The sequence below is a fragment of the Streptodolium elevatio genome, assembly GCF_053592165.1.
Genome location: NZ_JBSFVE010000001.1, coordinates 207,086 through 220,719, shown reverse-complemented (window position 1 = coordinate 220,719; position 13,634 = coordinate 207,086). Strand labels below are relative to the sequence as shown.

The 13,634-nt window shown below is 72.7% G+C and carries 16 protein-coding genes; 8 read left to right on the top strand and 8 right to left on the bottom strand.

Annotation, left to right across the window (positions count from 1 at the left end; translation table 11 throughout):
* Positions 1-34: 34 nt before the first annotated feature.
* Positions 35-886 (bottom strand): DUF4097 family beta strand repeat-containing protein, encoded by an 852-nt coding sequence (locus ACWD12_RS00975; protein ID WP_450097791.1) that lies wholly within the window; start codon positions 884-886, stop codon positions 35-37.
* Between the two features lie 253 nt (positions 887-1,139).
* Here ACWD12_RS00975 and ACWD12_RS00970 point away from each other — a divergent pair, with 253 nt between their 5' ends.
* Positions 1,140-1,658 carry a DUF2231 domain-containing protein gene (locus tag ACWD12_RS00970; RefSeq protein ID WP_358359407.1) on the top strand — a complete coding sequence of 173 codons (519 nt, stop codon included), beginning with the start codon at positions 1,140-1,142 and terminating at the stop codon, positions 1,656-1,658.
* 78 nt (positions 1,659-1,736) lie between these two features.
* Here ACWD12_RS00970 and rsgA read toward each other — a convergent pair whose 3' ends face one another.
* Together rsgA and aroA are read right to left on the bottom strand one after the other, a co-directional pair.
* Complete coding sequence (gene rsgA / locus ACWD12_RS00965; RefSeq protein ID WP_450097790.1) at positions 1,737-2,786, bottom strand: ribosome small subunit-dependent GTPase A; 1,050 nt, start codon at positions 2,784-2,786, stop codon at positions 1,737-1,739.
* Positions 2,787-2,794: 8 nt separating this feature from the next.
* The gene (aroA, locus tag ACWD12_RS00960; RefSeq protein WP_450097789.1) at positions 2,795-4,099 is read right to left on the bottom strand and encodes a 3-phosphoshikimate 1-carboxyvinyltransferase; all 1,305 of its coding nucleotides are present in this window, start codon (positions 4,097-4,099) and stop codon (positions 2,795-2,797) included.
* A gap of 82 nt (positions 4,100-4,181) precedes the next feature.
* Between aroA and ACWD12_RS00955 the strand changes: the two genes are divergently transcribed.
* The 5 genes from ACWD12_RS00955 to ACWD12_RS00935 all read left to right on the top strand — a co-directional run bounded on the left by ACWD12_RS00955 (position 4,182) and on the right by ACWD12_RS00935 (position 8,229).
* Positions 4,182-4,961, top strand: coding sequence for an SOS response-associated peptidase (locus ACWD12_RS00955; protein WP_450097788.1), 780 nt, complete (start codon positions 4,182-4,184; stop codon positions 4,959-4,961).
* A gap of 166 nt (positions 4,962-5,127) precedes the next feature.
* The gene (locus ACWD12_RS00950) at positions 5,128-5,808 is read left to right on the top strand and encodes an alpha/beta hydrolase family protein (RefSeq protein WP_450097787.1); all 681 of its coding nucleotides are present in this window, start codon (positions 5,128-5,130) and stop codon (positions 5,806-5,808) included.
* Positions 5,809-6,061: 253 nt separating this feature from the next.
* A complete protein-coding gene (locus tag ACWD12_RS00945) occupies positions 6,062-6,781 on the top strand; it encodes a sigma-70 family RNA polymerase sigma factor (protein ID WP_358359448.1) in 720 nt (239 codons plus the stop codon).
* A gap of 73 nt (positions 6,782-6,854) precedes the next feature.
* Complete coding sequence (gene rsrA, locus ACWD12_RS00940) at positions 6,855-7,184, top strand: mycothiol system anti-sigma-R factor (RefSeq protein WP_450097786.1); 330 nt, start codon at positions 6,855-6,857, stop codon at positions 7,182-7,184.
* A gap of 217 nt (positions 7,185-7,401) precedes the next feature.
* Positions 7,402-8,229, top strand: a complete 828-nt coding sequence (locus ACWD12_RS00935) for an HD-GYP domain-containing protein (protein ID WP_450097785.1) — start codon at positions 7,402-7,404, stop codon at positions 8,227-8,229.
* Between the two features lie 114 nt (positions 8,230-8,343).
* On the opposite strand, the gene ACWD12_RS00930 is transcribed toward ACWD12_RS00935, so the two are convergent.
* The 3 genes from ACWD12_RS00930 to ACWD12_RS00920 form a co-directional block, all read right to left on the bottom strand.
* Positions 8,344-9,321 (bottom strand): hypothetical protein, encoded by a 978-nt coding sequence (locus ACWD12_RS00930; protein ID WP_450097784.1) that lies wholly within the window; start codon positions 9,319-9,321, stop codon positions 8,344-8,346.
* Positions 9,322-9,332: 11 nt separating this feature from the next.
* Entirely contained in the window at positions 9,333-9,863 is a 531-nt protein-coding gene (locus ACWD12_RS00925; RefSeq protein WP_358359423.1) for a SigE family RNA polymerase sigma factor, read from the bottom strand.
* A gap of 123 nt (positions 9,864-9,986) precedes the next feature.
* Positions 9,987-10,688 (bottom strand): DUF5317 family protein, encoded by a 702-nt coding sequence (locus ACWD12_RS00920; RefSeq protein WP_450097783.1) that lies wholly within the window; start codon positions 10,686-10,688, stop codon positions 9,987-9,989.
* Between the two features lie 176 nt (positions 10,689-10,864).
* Between ACWD12_RS00920 and ACWD12_RS00915 the strand changes: the two genes are divergently transcribed.
* Positions 10,865-11,080 (top strand): biotin/lipoyl-binding carrier protein, encoded by a 216-nt coding sequence (locus ACWD12_RS00915; RefSeq protein ID WP_358359429.1) that lies wholly within the window; start codon positions 10,865-10,867, stop codon positions 11,078-11,080.
* 22 nt (positions 11,081-11,102) lie between these two features.
* Here the strand turns inward: ACWD12_RS00915 and bsaP are convergent, their stop codons facing one another.
* A complete protein-coding gene (gene bsaP / locus ACWD12_RS00910) occupies positions 11,103-11,318 on the bottom strand; it encodes a biotin synthase auxiliary protein BsaP (RefSeq protein WP_450097782.1) in 216 nt (71 codons plus the stop codon).
* A gap of 19 nt (positions 11,319-11,337) precedes the next feature.
* Between bsaP and ACWD12_RS00905 the strand changes: the two genes are divergently transcribed.
* The gene (locus ACWD12_RS00905; RefSeq protein WP_450097781.1) at positions 11,338-11,745 is read left to right on the top strand and encodes a thioesterase family protein; all 408 of its coding nucleotides are present in this window, start codon (positions 11,338-11,340) and stop codon (positions 11,743-11,745) included.
* Between the two features lie 54 nt (positions 11,746-11,799).
* Here ACWD12_RS00905 and ACWD12_RS00900 read toward each other — a convergent pair whose 3' ends face one another.
* Positions 11,800-13,611 (bottom strand): acetolactate synthase, encoded by a 1,812-nt coding sequence (locus tag ACWD12_RS00900; protein ID WP_450097780.1) that lies wholly within the window; start codon positions 13,609-13,611, stop codon positions 11,800-11,802.
* Positions 13,612-13,634 lie beyond the last annotated feature (23 nt).

Here is a 13,634-nt window from a genome sequence, read left to right as displayed (position 1 = left end):
GGGGCACACGCACTTGGCCCGACCGGGACGCGTCTCAGGGGGTCGGCGGGGCCGGGTGCCCGGGCAGCTCCGTCACCGGCCACGGCTGACCGGTCTCCGGGCTGCGCCTGGCGGTGACCGATCCGTTGTCGGACGACAGGTCGAGCGTGCGCGTGGAGCTGTCGTCCTTCAGGTCCTCCGCCACGTTGGTGGACCCGTTGTCGGAGTCGGCGGTCAGCTTGTACTTGGTGCCGTCGGCCGGGACGTACACCTTCAGGCTCCCGTTGTCGGACGACGCGTCCACCCAGTCCGGAGCGTTTTTCAGCGTCATGTTGATGCTGCCGTTGTCCGAGGTGGCCTCGACGCCCCACGCCCAGGTGTTCGCCACCCTGATCGATCCGTTGTCGCTGGAGAGTTTGAGCTTCCCGGCCGACGATTCCCGGACCTTGATGGACCCGTTGTCGCTCTCGAGGTCGAACTCCAGGGCGTTGATCCGGTCGATGGAGACCGATCCGTTGGTGTTGCGCACCTTCACGTACTTGACCTCGGGCGGCACCAAGACGTCGTAGTCGCCGTCGCAGCTGACGGAGTACATGGGAGGGCAGTTGGTGTCGAGGCGCAGGGTGCCCGACGTCTTGTCCATGTCCCACTCGGGGTCGGCGCCCCAGATGCTGTCCGTCGTCCGCCTGTCGACGTTCACCGACCCGGCCGTGGCCCCGGGCCTGAGGTGCACGCCGCCGCCGTCGCTGGTGATGGTCAGGGTGTCGCCCGCGAACTCGAACTGCTCCGCGGCCCGCACGTCGTGGCTGGACACCAGGATCAGCCCGGTGATCGCCACGGAGCCGACGGCGAAGGCGAGCACCGCACCGCCGACGGTGAACAGGGTGACGCGCGCGGCGCTCGGCATGGGGACTCCTTGGACTGGGACGGTGCCTGCGGCCCGGTTCGGCGTGGTTCGAGCCGGTACCACGACCCTAGGAGCCGGTGGACCCCCCACGGCATCCGGCGCTCTCCCCGAAACGGGGTAGGGACAGCCCTACCCTCGGCGCCACCCGTACGGCTCGCCCAATAGTTCGCGGATCGTCGAACCGGGGAAGTCTCCCGCACGTGCAGATCGGTGCCGGGACCCGCCCGGCCATCCGCCGAAGGAGCGAACACCCATGTTCGACACGGTGTCAGGCCTGCCGGTCCACGTCCTGGTGCTGCACGCGGCCGTGATCGGCGTACCGGTCGCGGCGCTGGCCACGGTGGCGGTTTCGGTGCGCCCCCAGTGGCTGCCGCGGCTCGGCTGGTGGGTGGTCGGACTCAACGCGCTGATCCTCGTGGTCGTCTTCGTCACCAGGAAGAGCGGCCAGGAGTTCGTCGAGCGCCGCTACCCGGACCCCGCGAACCGGTCGCCCGACCTGCGCACCCACGTTTCGCGCGGCGAGGACATGATCTGGTACGCCATCGCGCTCTTCGTCGTGTCGCTCATCCTCGTCATGGTGGCCCGCCGCGTCGCACAGAGTGAGTCGACGCCCAAGCCCCTGCCGCCGCTCGTCCTCCCCGCGGTGGCGGTGCTCGCCGTCGCGGCCGCCGTCCTCGCGACGATCCAGGTCATCCTGGTCGGCCACTCCGGCTCGCAGGCGGTCTGGGAAGGCGCCGTGGACGCCCGGGCCTCGGTCTCCGCTCCGCGCTGACGCGCGACGAACGCGTCGCGGCCGACCACAGCCGGCCGACCCAGTACGGCCGACCGAGTACGGCCTTACCAAATACGGCTAGTCGTCCTCGCCCTGCTCACGGGCTGCGAGGAGGCGGCGCAGGGAGGCCAGGCGGGCGGGGTCGGCGTGGCCCCCGGCGACCCAGGCGTCCAGGGCGCAATCGGGCTCGTCGTGCGAGCAGTTGCGCGGGCAGTCGGCGGTCCCCGGCTCCAGGTCGGGGAACGCCTTGATGATGCGGCCCAGGTCGACGTGGTTGAGGCCGAAGGAGCGTACGCCGGGGGTGTCGACCACCCAGCCGGACTCGCGCTCCTCGCCGTACGCCGGCAGCCGCAGCGTCAGCGCCGACGTCGTGGTGTGCCGCCCGCGCCCGGTCACCACGTTGACGTGGCCGGTGGCCCGCTGCCGCTCCGGCACCAGCGCGTTCACGAGCGTGGTCTTGCCGACCCCCGAATGGCCCACGAACACGGTGGTCAGGCCCGCGAGTTGGGCGCGGATCGGGTCGAGGTCCCAGTCGTCGTACGCGTCGCCGCCGCGGGTGACGACGTACGGCAAGCCCAGCGCCCCGTACATGTCGAGCAGCGTCTCCGGCGGGACCAGGTCGGCCTTGGTCAGCACCAGCAGCGGCTGCATCCCCGCGTCGTAGGCGGCGACGAGGCATCGGTCGATCAGCCGGGGCCTCGGCTCGGGGTCGGCCAGCGCCGTCACGATCGCCAGCTGGTCGGCGTTGGCGACGATGATGCGCTCGTAGGGATCGTCGTCGTCGGCCGTGCGGCGCAGCACCGAGCGGCGTTCCTCGACCCGCACGATGCGGGCCAGCGCGCCCTTCTCGCCGCTCACGTCGCCGACGATCGAGACCCGGTCGCCGATCACCACGCCCTTGCGGCCCAGTTCGCGGGCCTTCATGGCGGTGATCTCGTGCTCCCGCTTGGTGTCCTCGTCGACCAGGCAGGTGTAGCGGCCCCGGTCGACGGTCAGCACGCGGCCGGTCTCGGCGTCCTCGTGCTTGGGGCGGGTGCGGGTCCTCGGCCGCGAGCCGCGTCGTGAGGGACGGACGCGGACGTCGTCCTCGTCGAAGTCGTTGCGGCGCGTCGACCGGGTGTTCGCCATGGCCGCGGTCAGCTCGCCGTCGCCGCTTCGGGGCCGGCGGCCTGGCCCAGCAGGGCCGACCACAGCAGCGGGAAGTCCGGCAGCGTCTTGGCGGTCGTCGCGATGTTCTCCACCTCGACCCCGGGCACGACGAGCCCGATCACGGCCGCGGCGGTGGCGATGCGGTGGTCGTCGTACGTCTGGAACGCCCCGGCGCGCAGCGGGCGCGGGCGGATCTCCAGGCCGTCGGCGGTGTCCGTGACGTCGCCGCCGAGGTTGTTGATCTCCTTGGCGAGCGCCGCCAACCGGTCCGTCTCGTGCATCCGCAGGTGCGCGATGCCGGTCAGCGTCGACGGCGAGTCGGCCAGGGCCGCGACCGCCGCGATGGTCGGGGTCAGTTCGCCGACGTCGTGCAGGTCGGCGTCGATGCCGTGCACCTCGCCGGTCCCGGTGAACCGCAGGCCCTCGGCGGTGAACTCGCACGAGCCGCCCATGCGTGTGAACAGGTCGCGCAGCCAGTCGCCCGGCTGCGTGGTCTCGCGCGGCCAGTCGCGGATGGTCACGGTGCCGCCCGCGACCAGCGCGGCGGCCATGAACGGCGCGGCGTTCGACAGGTCCGGCTCGACCACGATGTCGCGGGCCGCGATCGGGCCGGGGGCCACGCGCCACACGTCCGGTTCCGCGTGGTCCACGCGCACGCCCGCGGCGCGCAGCATGGCGACGGTCATCTCGATGTGCGGCGTCGAGGGCACGGACGTGCCGACGTGGCGTACCTCGACGCCGTTCGCGAAGCGCGCCCCGGACAGCAGCAGCGCGCTGACGAACTGCGAGGACGACGACGCGTCGATCTCGACGATGCCGCCGCGCAGGCCGCCGGTGCCGCGCACCGTCATCGGCAGGCGGCCGGTGCCGCCGTCGTCGATGTCCGCGCCGAGATCGCGCAGCGCGAGGATGACGGCGTCGAGCGGCCGCTCGTACGCGCGCGGGTCGCCCTCGAACCGGATCGGCCCCTCGGCGAGCGTCGAGAGCGGTGGTAGGAAGCGCATAACCGTTCCGGCGTTGCCGACGTCCACGCGTGCGGGGCCGCGCAGCGGGGCGGGCACCACGCGCCAGTCGCCCTCGGCGGTTTCCTCGACCGCGACGCCCATCGCCCGCAGCCCGGCCGCCATCAGCGTGGTGTCGCGGCTGCGCAGCGGACGCCGCACATAGCCGGGGCCGTCCGCGAGGGCCGCGAGCACGAGCGCGCGGTTGGTGACCGACTTGGAGCCGGGCAGCGCGACGACCGCGTCGACGGGAGCGGACGCGACGGGGGCGGGCCAGAGCGGAGGCGTCATGGGAAACCAGCCTATACGGGGGCCACAGGCCTCCTGCCGGGGATTTCCCCGCCAGTAGGCCGGACGTGCGAGGGTAGAGCGCATGTGCGGTCGCTACGCCTCCACGCAACAGCCCGACGACCTGATCGAGCTGTTCGAGATCGAGAAGATCAAAGACGACGTCCGGGCAGACGCGCTGCCCCCGGACTGGAACATCGCCCCCACCAAGCAGGTGTACGCGGTGCTGGAACGCTCGGCCGAGCGCGAGGGGCCGCCGGTGCGGCAGTTGCGCACGCTGCGGTGGGGCCTGGTCCCGTCGTGGGCCAAGTCGCCGGACATGGGCGCGAAGATGATCAACGCGCGGTCCGAGACCGTCTTCGAGAAGCCCGCGTACCGCAAGGCCTTCGCGTCGCGCCGCTGCCTGCTGCCCGCCGACGGCTACTACGAGTGGTACACGCCGGAGACCGCGCCCGACGGCCCCAAGGGCAAGGCCCGCAAGCAGCCGTTCTGGATCCACCCCGCAGACGACTCGCCCATCGCCTTCGCGGGCCTGTACGAGTGGTGGCGCGACCGCACCCGCGCGGACGACGACCCGCTCGCGTGGTTGTGGACCTGCACGATCATCACCACCGACGCGGAGCCCGAACTCGCCCGCATCCACCCGCGCATGCCCCTCGTGCTCGGGAAGGAGCGCTGGGACGCCTGGCTCGACCCGTCGCTGAGCAACACCGACGACGCCCGCGCGCTGCTGACCCCGCCGCCGCCGGGGCACATGGTCGCGTATCCGGTGTCGACCGAGGTCAACAGCGTCAAGAACAACTCCCCGCACCTGACCGAGCCGTTGCCCCCGGAGGAAGTGCTCGGCGACGCGACGCTGTTCTGACGGGGCGGGTGCAGACGGGGAACAACGGGGGCCAGACGGACGGGCGGGAGCCGGTTCCGGCAAGAGCGCCCGACCAGGCGGGGGAGCCGGGGCGGGAGCACTCCGACCGGGGGTTTGCCCCGCGTGGCGGTTGGCGATCGCGGGACCGGTGTTGAACGATTCCGGGGTGACGACGCTTTCGGCCGAGGCTTCCGGCACCCCCACGACACGGCTCCTCCCCACGCCCGCCGGGGACGCGCGGGCCTTCATCCACCCCGCGGTCGGCGAGGTGCGCGGCTGGTACCTCGCCGGGCACGGGGCCGGCGGCGGCATCGAGGCGCGGGACCTGGTGGCCCTGGCCGCCGCGCTGCCCGCCCTCGGCATCACCGTCGCGCTGATCGAACAGCCGTGGCGTGTGGCCGGCAAGAAGCTCGCGCCGGCCCCGAAGAAGCTGGACGAAGGCTGGGTGCCGGCCGTGGAGGGGCTGGTCGGCGAGATGGACGGGCTGCCGTTCGCCGCCTCGGGGCGGAGCGCCGGTGCGCGGGTCGCGTGCCGTACCGCGTCGGCGACCGGCGCGGCGGGTGTGGTGGCCCTGGCCTTCCCGCTGCATCCGCCCGGCAAGCCGAAGGCCTCGCGCGCCGCGGAACTGCTCGGTGCGGGCGTGCCGACGCTGGTCCTCCAGGGGGAGCGCGACCCGTTCGGCGGGCCCGCGGAGTTCCCCGAGTTGGACGAGCGCGCACAGCTCACCCCGGTGCCGTACGCCGACCACGGCTTCTCGGTCGGCAAGAAGGCGCCGGTGACGCAGGAGGAGACGCTCGCACTCATCACCGGGACCACAGGCACCTGGTTGACCTCGCTGTTCGCCTGAGCCCCGGGAAACCCCGTCGGCAACGCGGCCGTACGCCGACCGACTCCGCTCGACGCACGCCCGGATCCCGCCCGGACCCGTTCGGATCCCGCCCCGGTCCGTCCGCTCCCTGCCCGGGTCCGACCGACTCCCCGCCGGGAATGATCCGGTCCGACCCCGTGTTGGAGCCGGTACATCCTCGACCTGCGGGAGGCACTTCATGCTCACTGCCACGCCCTCGGTCGGCCGTACCGAGGCCGGACCCGACACGTCCATGTTGAAGTGGGCGGAGTGGGTGCCGGGCGGTGATCGCCGTCGACCGATATCGTCGACGTCGGGCGGATCCGTTGCGGTCCGCGAGGATCGGCAGGTTGAGGAGGTGGGTCCCGTCGCGGAGACAGAGACCCTGGAGCAGCGGGACGCGCGGTTCGAGCGCGACGCGCTGCCGTTTTTGGATCAGCTGTACTCGGCCGCGCTGCGGATGACGCGCAACCCCGCGGACGCCGAGGACCTCGTCCAGGAGACGTTCGCGAAGGCGTACGGGTCGTTCCACCAGTTCCGCGAGGGCACCAACCTCAAAGCCTGGCTCTACCGGATCCTCACCAACACGTTCATCAACAGCTACCGCAAGAAGCAGCGGGAGCCCCAGCAGAGTGCCACCGAGGAGATCGAGGACTGGCAGCTGGCGCGCGCCGAGTCGCACATGTCGACCGGTCTGCGCTCGGCGGAGGCCCAGGCCCTCGACCGGCTGCCGGACTCCGACGTCAAGGAGGCCCTCCAGGCGATCCCCGAGGAATTCCGCATCGCGGTCTACCTCGCGGACGTGGAGGGATTCCCGTACAAGGAGATCGCCGACATCATGGGGACCCCCATCGGTACGGTGATGTCCCGGCTCCACCGCGGACGCCGCCAGTTGCGCACCCTGCTGGAGGACTACGCCCGCGAGCGCGGGCTGGTTCCGGCCGGTTCGGGTCGGAAGGATTCGGTCTCATGAGCGAGCGCGGCGCGCGAGTCACACCGCAGGACGCGTTCGGCGGACGCCCCGGCGGGCGAAGCGAGGTGCGGTCATGAGCTGCGGCGACGACCACGAAGTGAACTGCTCGGAGATCCTCGGCCGGCTGTACGAGTACATCGACAACGAGCTGGCCGACGCGGACTGCGGGGACATCCGCACGCATCTCGACGAGTGCTCGCCCTGCCTGGAGAAGTACGGGCTGGAGCAGCACGTCAAGGCCCTCGTGCAGCGTTGCTGCGGCTGCGACGACGTGCCCGTGGATCTGCGCAGCAAGGTGCTGGCCCGGATCCGCGAGGTGAAGGTCCAGGTCGACACCGGCGCGGACGGCTCGCAGGTGACCGTCGACCAGTTCGTGGTCGACGTGGAGCGCCCCGGCGCGTAGTGCCGGCCCGGCCTCCGGCAGCGGTCCCGGCGCACCCTCCGGCACACGCCGCGTGAGGGGGCGCATGATGCGACGAATGGCCTATTGCGCGCCCCCCGTTCGGGTTAATCCGGCGACTCTGGACGGAGTAAACCGGACAGAAGGCGCTCAGCGCCCGTAGGCCGTCCTATCCTCGGTTGGCGGTTGAATTCGCGACCGGAGCCGAGGAGGCAGTCGCATGGGAACGCTGCCGAACACCCCACCCGGCCGGTCCGCCCGGGGCCCGGGGTCGGGCTTCGGGATCGCAGTCCAAGGCGCCGTGGTGGTGTCCGCGGGACTGTTCTACCTGCGCCGGAACCTGGCGCGGGTGCGCGGCGAGGCCGCCCGTGACGCATCGGTGCGCAGCCTGCTGCGGGCCGTCGAGGTCAAGGACGGCTACACCCGCGCGCACAGCGAACGAGTGGCGTACGCCGCCGTGTTGATCGCCCGCCAGCTGGGCATGCCCAAGCAGCGCGTCACCCTGCTGAAGTACGCCGCGCTGCTGCACGACGTCGGCAAGCTCGGCGTGCCGACGCGGCTGCTGACCAAATCCGGCCCGCTGGACGCCGACGAGCGCGAGACGATCCAGCGGCACCCGCAGTGCGGTGCCGACCTCGTCCGCGACCTCGACTTCCTCGGGGAAGGCCGCGAGGGCATCCTGCACCACCACGAGCGCATGGACGGGCGCGGCTATCCGTCCGGCCTCCGGGGGGACGCCATCCCGGAGTTCGCCCGCATCATCGCGGTCGCGGACGCGTTCGACGCGATGACGTCGACGCGGTCGTACCGCAGGTCGCGGCCCATCGAGGCGGCGCTTGCCGAGCTCCACCGGTGCAGCGGCGCGCAGTTCGACGCGCGCATGGTCGCGGCGCTGGAGACGGCGCTGCGGCGGCACGGCTGGCCGCTCGCCGAGCAGCCCGCGCCCCTACCGCACGGCTCGCCGCCGCTGCCGGTGCCGCGCATGGGGCTGGGCGACTCGCACAGCGTCGCCGGCGCCTTGGCCGCCGAGCGCGGCGACGCGCGCTGACCGTCGGCCTGGCCGTGGTCACGTCCAGAAGAGGCCCTGAGGATCAGCCCCTGAAGATCGCGCCGTGAAGATCACGCCCCTGACCCGCGCGCAGTGAGGGTCGCGTCTTGCGGATCACGTCTTGAACCAGCCGGCCCCGCCGATCAGGTCGGTGAGCTGTTCGGCGGTGATGGGCGGGGTGTCCATCGCCGGGAGATAGCCGTCGGCGCCCGTGATCCCGGCGGCCGCGGAGATCTCCAGGCCGCGCCCGTCGGGGTAGTACAGGAGCGCGTGGTACACCGGACCCGACACGTGTCCCGCCGCCGCTTCCTGCCGGCCGCTCGGCGACCGCCAGGTCTTGAAGATCCCGCCCTCGCCCTCCCCGTTGGAGGCGCAGTTCGTGTTGGACGGCGCCATGCCGGTGTCGGCGCAGTAGTCGTGCGCGGCGACCTGCTCCACGGTCTCGCGGCTCTGGTCCGGGTTGACCTTCGGGTCGTAGACGGTGATGTCGATCCAGCCCATGCGGCCGTTCTTGGTCACCAGGTAGCGGCCGGACAGCGGGTTCCGGGTGTACGACGGTGTGCCGGTGTCCGCCTTCTTGGTCACGGTCCCGATCCCGGCCGGGAGCTTGCCCTTCACGAGGTCGAGCGGGCTCTTGCCCCCGGCCGCCGTCGCGCCCCCGGTCGTCCGCGTGGCCGAACCGCCGGTGCTGCTGGGCGGCTTCGTGGTCGGCGTCGTCGTCGTGGCCGTCCGGGACGGGCTGGTCGCGGCCGACGAGGACGGCGCAGCCGAGGAGGTCCGCGGCCGGTTGCCCGGGACGGACGTCGCGGACCCGGTCGGGTCCGCGGTCGGCGGCGGCGCCGACGTCGCGGGCGTCTCACCGGGCGGCGTCGCCGGCGCGCTGCCCGCGACGTCGCCGCGCGGCGCGCCCACGCCCGGCTGCGGCAGAAGCGCGGTGCCGACTCCCACGGCGACGACTGCCGCGGCCGATCCCGCGGCCAGCATGATCCTGCGCCGCCGCCGGATGCGGTCGGCCTTGTGCATGATGTCGTCGACCACCGGATCGTCCGGCACTTCGATCCCCTGGGCGGCAAGGCCCAGGAGATCCCTCACGCGCATGTCCTTCAAAGCCGGGCCTCCTCGGCGTCGGTGAACCGGTCCGCGGCGTCCGGCAGCGCGTCGCCGAGTGCGGACCGCAGGGTCGCCAGGCCGCGTGCGCTCTGGCTCTTGACCGTCCCCGTACTGACCCCCAGGATGTGCGCCGTTTCCTCGACGCTCAGGTCTTCCCAGTAGCGCAGTACCAGAACGGCGCGCTGCCGAGGCGGGACCTCGGCGAGAGCCGTGCGTACCGCGAGGCTCATGTCGAGGTCGCCGTGTGCGGCCTCGGTGGTGTCGGGTGGTGCGGCGTGCGGGTGTTCGCGGCGCCAGAGTCGCCGGCGCGACGATATGAAGACGCTCATGAGGGTCCTGCGCGTGTACGCCTCGATGTTGTCGATCCGGTCCAGACGCCGCCCCGCCAGCACCACCTTGACCAGGGTCGACTGCACCAGATCCTCCGCCTCGTGGACGTCGCCGCACAGCAGGAACGCGCTCCTGAGGAGCGGGCCGCGCCGGGCCGCGATGAAGTCGCGCAGGGCATCGTCGTGTCCCGCCAACGCCACACCCCCTCAGAGGCCCCCGGCCGGAGGGCCCTCACCTCGAAAGAGAGTCGGACGGCGGGAACGGTTGCCCGTGCGGCGAGGAATTTCGGATAAACCGAAAAATGGTGCTCGTGTGGACTATTCGGGCGCGCTGACGGTGCCCATGGCGGTGCCCCCGGATGTACCCGATGTGCCTACAGCAGTGCTCACGGCAGTGCTCACGGCGGAGCCTGCCATGGCGTCCGTGGCGGTGTCGGGACGCGTGCCCGCGTCCCGGCGCGTACGGCGGCCGATACCCTCCCGCAGCCCCGCGAGCGGCGGGGTGCCGCGGTCGCGCAGCATGCCTCCGACGACGAGCAGGCCCACCCCGGCCGCCACGAGCAGGTCCCCGGGACTGTCGACCTCGGGAAGTACCGGGAGCGGCACGGGAATCGACTCGCCGAGCGCGTTGAACCGGGTGTCCGCCCCCGCGACCACCCGCCCGGCCGCCGCGGCTCCGTCGAGCGGTACGCCGGCCCGCGCCGCGGCGTGCTCCGACAGCGGCATCCCGCCGTTGAGCACGATCACCAGCGCGTTCAGCAGCAGCCCCGAGGCGGCCAGCGGGATGCCGGCCAGGTGCAGGTTCCCGGCCGCGAACCGGGCGGCCAGCGCGGCCGATCCCAGCAGCGCGAGCTGGTGGACGGTGGGGTCGGAGACCAGTGCCGCGATCAGCTGGGCCGCGAACGCGCAGCCGAGCCACGGCAGATGGCGTACCGGAAGGCGGGACAGGCCGGAGACCCGGCCGCCGAGAAGGGCACCGGCGCCGAGAGCGAGGACGAGGACGAGCACGGCCAGACCCACGCCGTCATTGTGTCCGCGGTCGTCCGCTTCACAAAGATCCGCGGCGCGTGTTGTCGTGTGTACCACCCGGTGGGACGCGTCCCGCGTGGTTGGATTTCCGTCGGGAGCGACGCGCGTGGCCACGGGCCGCGCCGGGACCGCTCCCGTCGGACGAGCACGGGAAAGGAAGCGCCGGGATGGCCGAGGAGGTCCACGCGGAGATGGTGGCCAACGTCGCGAAGATCGTGGTCGCCGAGGGCGAGGCGGTCGAGGCGGGGGCGACCCTCGTCATCCTGGAGTCCATGAAGATGGAGATCCCGGTGCTGACCGAGGGCCCCGGGACCGTCGAGGCGATCCGGGTCGCGGAGGGCGACGTGATCCAGGAGGGCGACCTGATCGCGGTCATCTCGTGAGTGCGGGGTCAGGTGCCGGTCGTCAGCCGGTCCGGGTGCCGTGCTCCACGCACTTGGCGGTCCAACCGCGCGGCGTCACCTGCACGACCATGCGGCGTCGGCAGTCTCCGCAGTAGCGCGGCGGTTCCAGCTCCCGGCGACGTGCGCAGCCCTCGTGTCCCGCCGCCGCCGCGGCCTCGCCGCACTGGTCGCAGTAGGGAGCTGCCGGTGTGGGGACGGGGGCATGCGATGCGTTCACGGTCGTAGAGTACGGCTCCATGCCGCAGCAGCCCATTCCGGTGTCGCCCGGAACACATGCCGAACTCACCCACAACGTGACGGACGCCGACACCGCCGAGGCGGTCGGCAGCGGCGACCTCCCGGTGCTCGGCACACCGCGGCTCCTGGCCCTCGCCGAGGCGGCGACGGTACGCGCGCTCGCCGGACACCTCGGCGCCGACCGCACGTCGGTCGGCACGCGCGTCTCCCTCGAACACCTGCTGCCCACACCGGTCGGCGGCACCGTCACGGTCCGCGCCGAAGTCGTGTACGCCGACGGCCGGCTCGTGCGCTTCTCGGTCGTCGCCGAAGACGCCGCGCGGCGGCTGGTCGGGCAGGGCGAGGTCACGCGCGTGGTCGTCGACCGCGAGCGGTTCCTCGCGCGCGTGCCGTCCGCGGACGCGTAGCCGCCGTCCGGGACGCAGAGCCGCGTGCCGGCCGTATCCCTTATCCCGTTCGCGTCACACGCCGTTCGTGCTGCGCGGGTAGACCGCCTCCGGATCGGTCAGCACGTTGACCAGGTACGGCACTTCGGACGCGAACGCCCGGCCCAGCGCGGCCCCGAGGTCCTCCGCCCGCTCCACCGTCTCGCCCGCGCCGCCGAGCGCCCGCACGACCTCGTCGTACCGGGTCGCCGGGGCGAGGTCGGCCGCGACGTCGTAGCCGTAGAGCATGCGCATCGGGTGCTTCTCCAGGCCCCAGATGCCGTTGTTGCCGACGACCATGACCACGGGCAGCTTGTGGCGTACCAGGGTGTCCACGTCCATCAGCGAGAACCCGGCGGCGCCGTCGCCGAGCAACAACACGATCTGCGCGTCGGGCCGGGCCAGCCGGGCGCCGACCGCGTAGCCGAGGCCGGTGCCGAGGCAGCCGTACGGGCCCGGGTCGAGCCAGCCGCCGGGCCGGGCGGGCTCGACGTACTTCCCGGCGTACGACACGAAGTCGCCGCCGTCGCCGATCACCACGGCGTCGTCGTCGAGCACGCGCAGGAGTTCGCCGTACACGCGCACCGGGTGGATCGTGTCGCCGCTGCCGCGCAGCAGCGCCCGGTCCGACTGCGCGGCCGTGCGTACCGCCGCCTGCACGTGCTCGCACCAGCGCTGGTACGCCGACGCCTTGCCCTTGCGCGTCCACGCCTCGACGATGCCGTCGAGCGTGAGTGTCAGGTCCCCGCAGACGGACGCGGCCACCGGCGCGGTGCCGCCCAGCTGGCCGGGGGAGTCGACGAGGTGCACGACGCGTGCGGGCGTGGCGCCGTCGCGCCCGCCGAACACGCCGTAGCCGAGCCGGAAGTCGAGCGGGGCGCCGATGACGACGACCAGGTCCGCGCCGCCGAGTGCGGTGGACCGGGCCCGGGTGACCAACAGTTCGTGGCCGTTGGGCAGGACGCCGCGGCCCATGCCGTTGGCGACGACGGGGATCCCCATGGTCTCGGCGGCGCGGCGGGCGGCCTCCTCGGCGCCGTCCATCCACACGTCCTGGCCGAACACCAGCACTGGGCGCTGGGCCTCCGCCAACAGGCCCGCCGCGGTGGCGATCCCGACCGGGTCGGGGACCGCCCGGACCGGCTCGGCCGCGACCGGTGCGGGGACCGTGGCGCGGTCGAAGAGCACGTCCATGGGCACGTCGAGGAACACCGGTCCGCGGTGCGGCCGGGCGGCCAGGGCCACCGCGTCGGCCACCTCGGCCGCGATGCGGTCGGTCTCGTGCACGGTCGCGGCCCGCTTGGTGACCGGGGCCAGCAGCGGCGGGTGGTCGAGTTCCTGGAGCGCGCCGGAACCCCACCGGAAGGCCGGTGCGCGGCCGCCGATCACCAGCAGGGGCGACCCGTTCATGTGCGCGGTCGTCACGGCGCTCACGCCGTTGGTGACGCCCGGGCCCGCGGTGAGGACGGCGAGTCCGGTGCGGCGGGTGAGCTTGGCGGTCGCCTCGGCGGCGAAGACGGCGGTCTGCTCGTGGCGAACGTCGACGATGCGCAGGGGCTCGGCCGCCTTCACCGCGCCGTCGTAGACCGGGAACACGTGTCCGCCGGACAGTGTGAAAAGGGTGTCGATCCCGTGTGCGCGGAGCGCCGCGACCGCGAGGTCTCCGCCGTGCCCTTCGACGGTCTCCGGACGCCGCCGGTCCTGGCTGCGCTCCGGGGTGCGGTCCCGACCGTGTCCCCGACTGTGTTCCTGGCCGTGCTCTTGGCTGTGCTCCTGGCTGCGCTCTTGGTCGTGGTCCTGGCTGTGGCGTTGGTCGTGGTGCTGGTCGTGCGCGTGCGAGCCCGACATGCCGACACCTCCGACAAGAACCG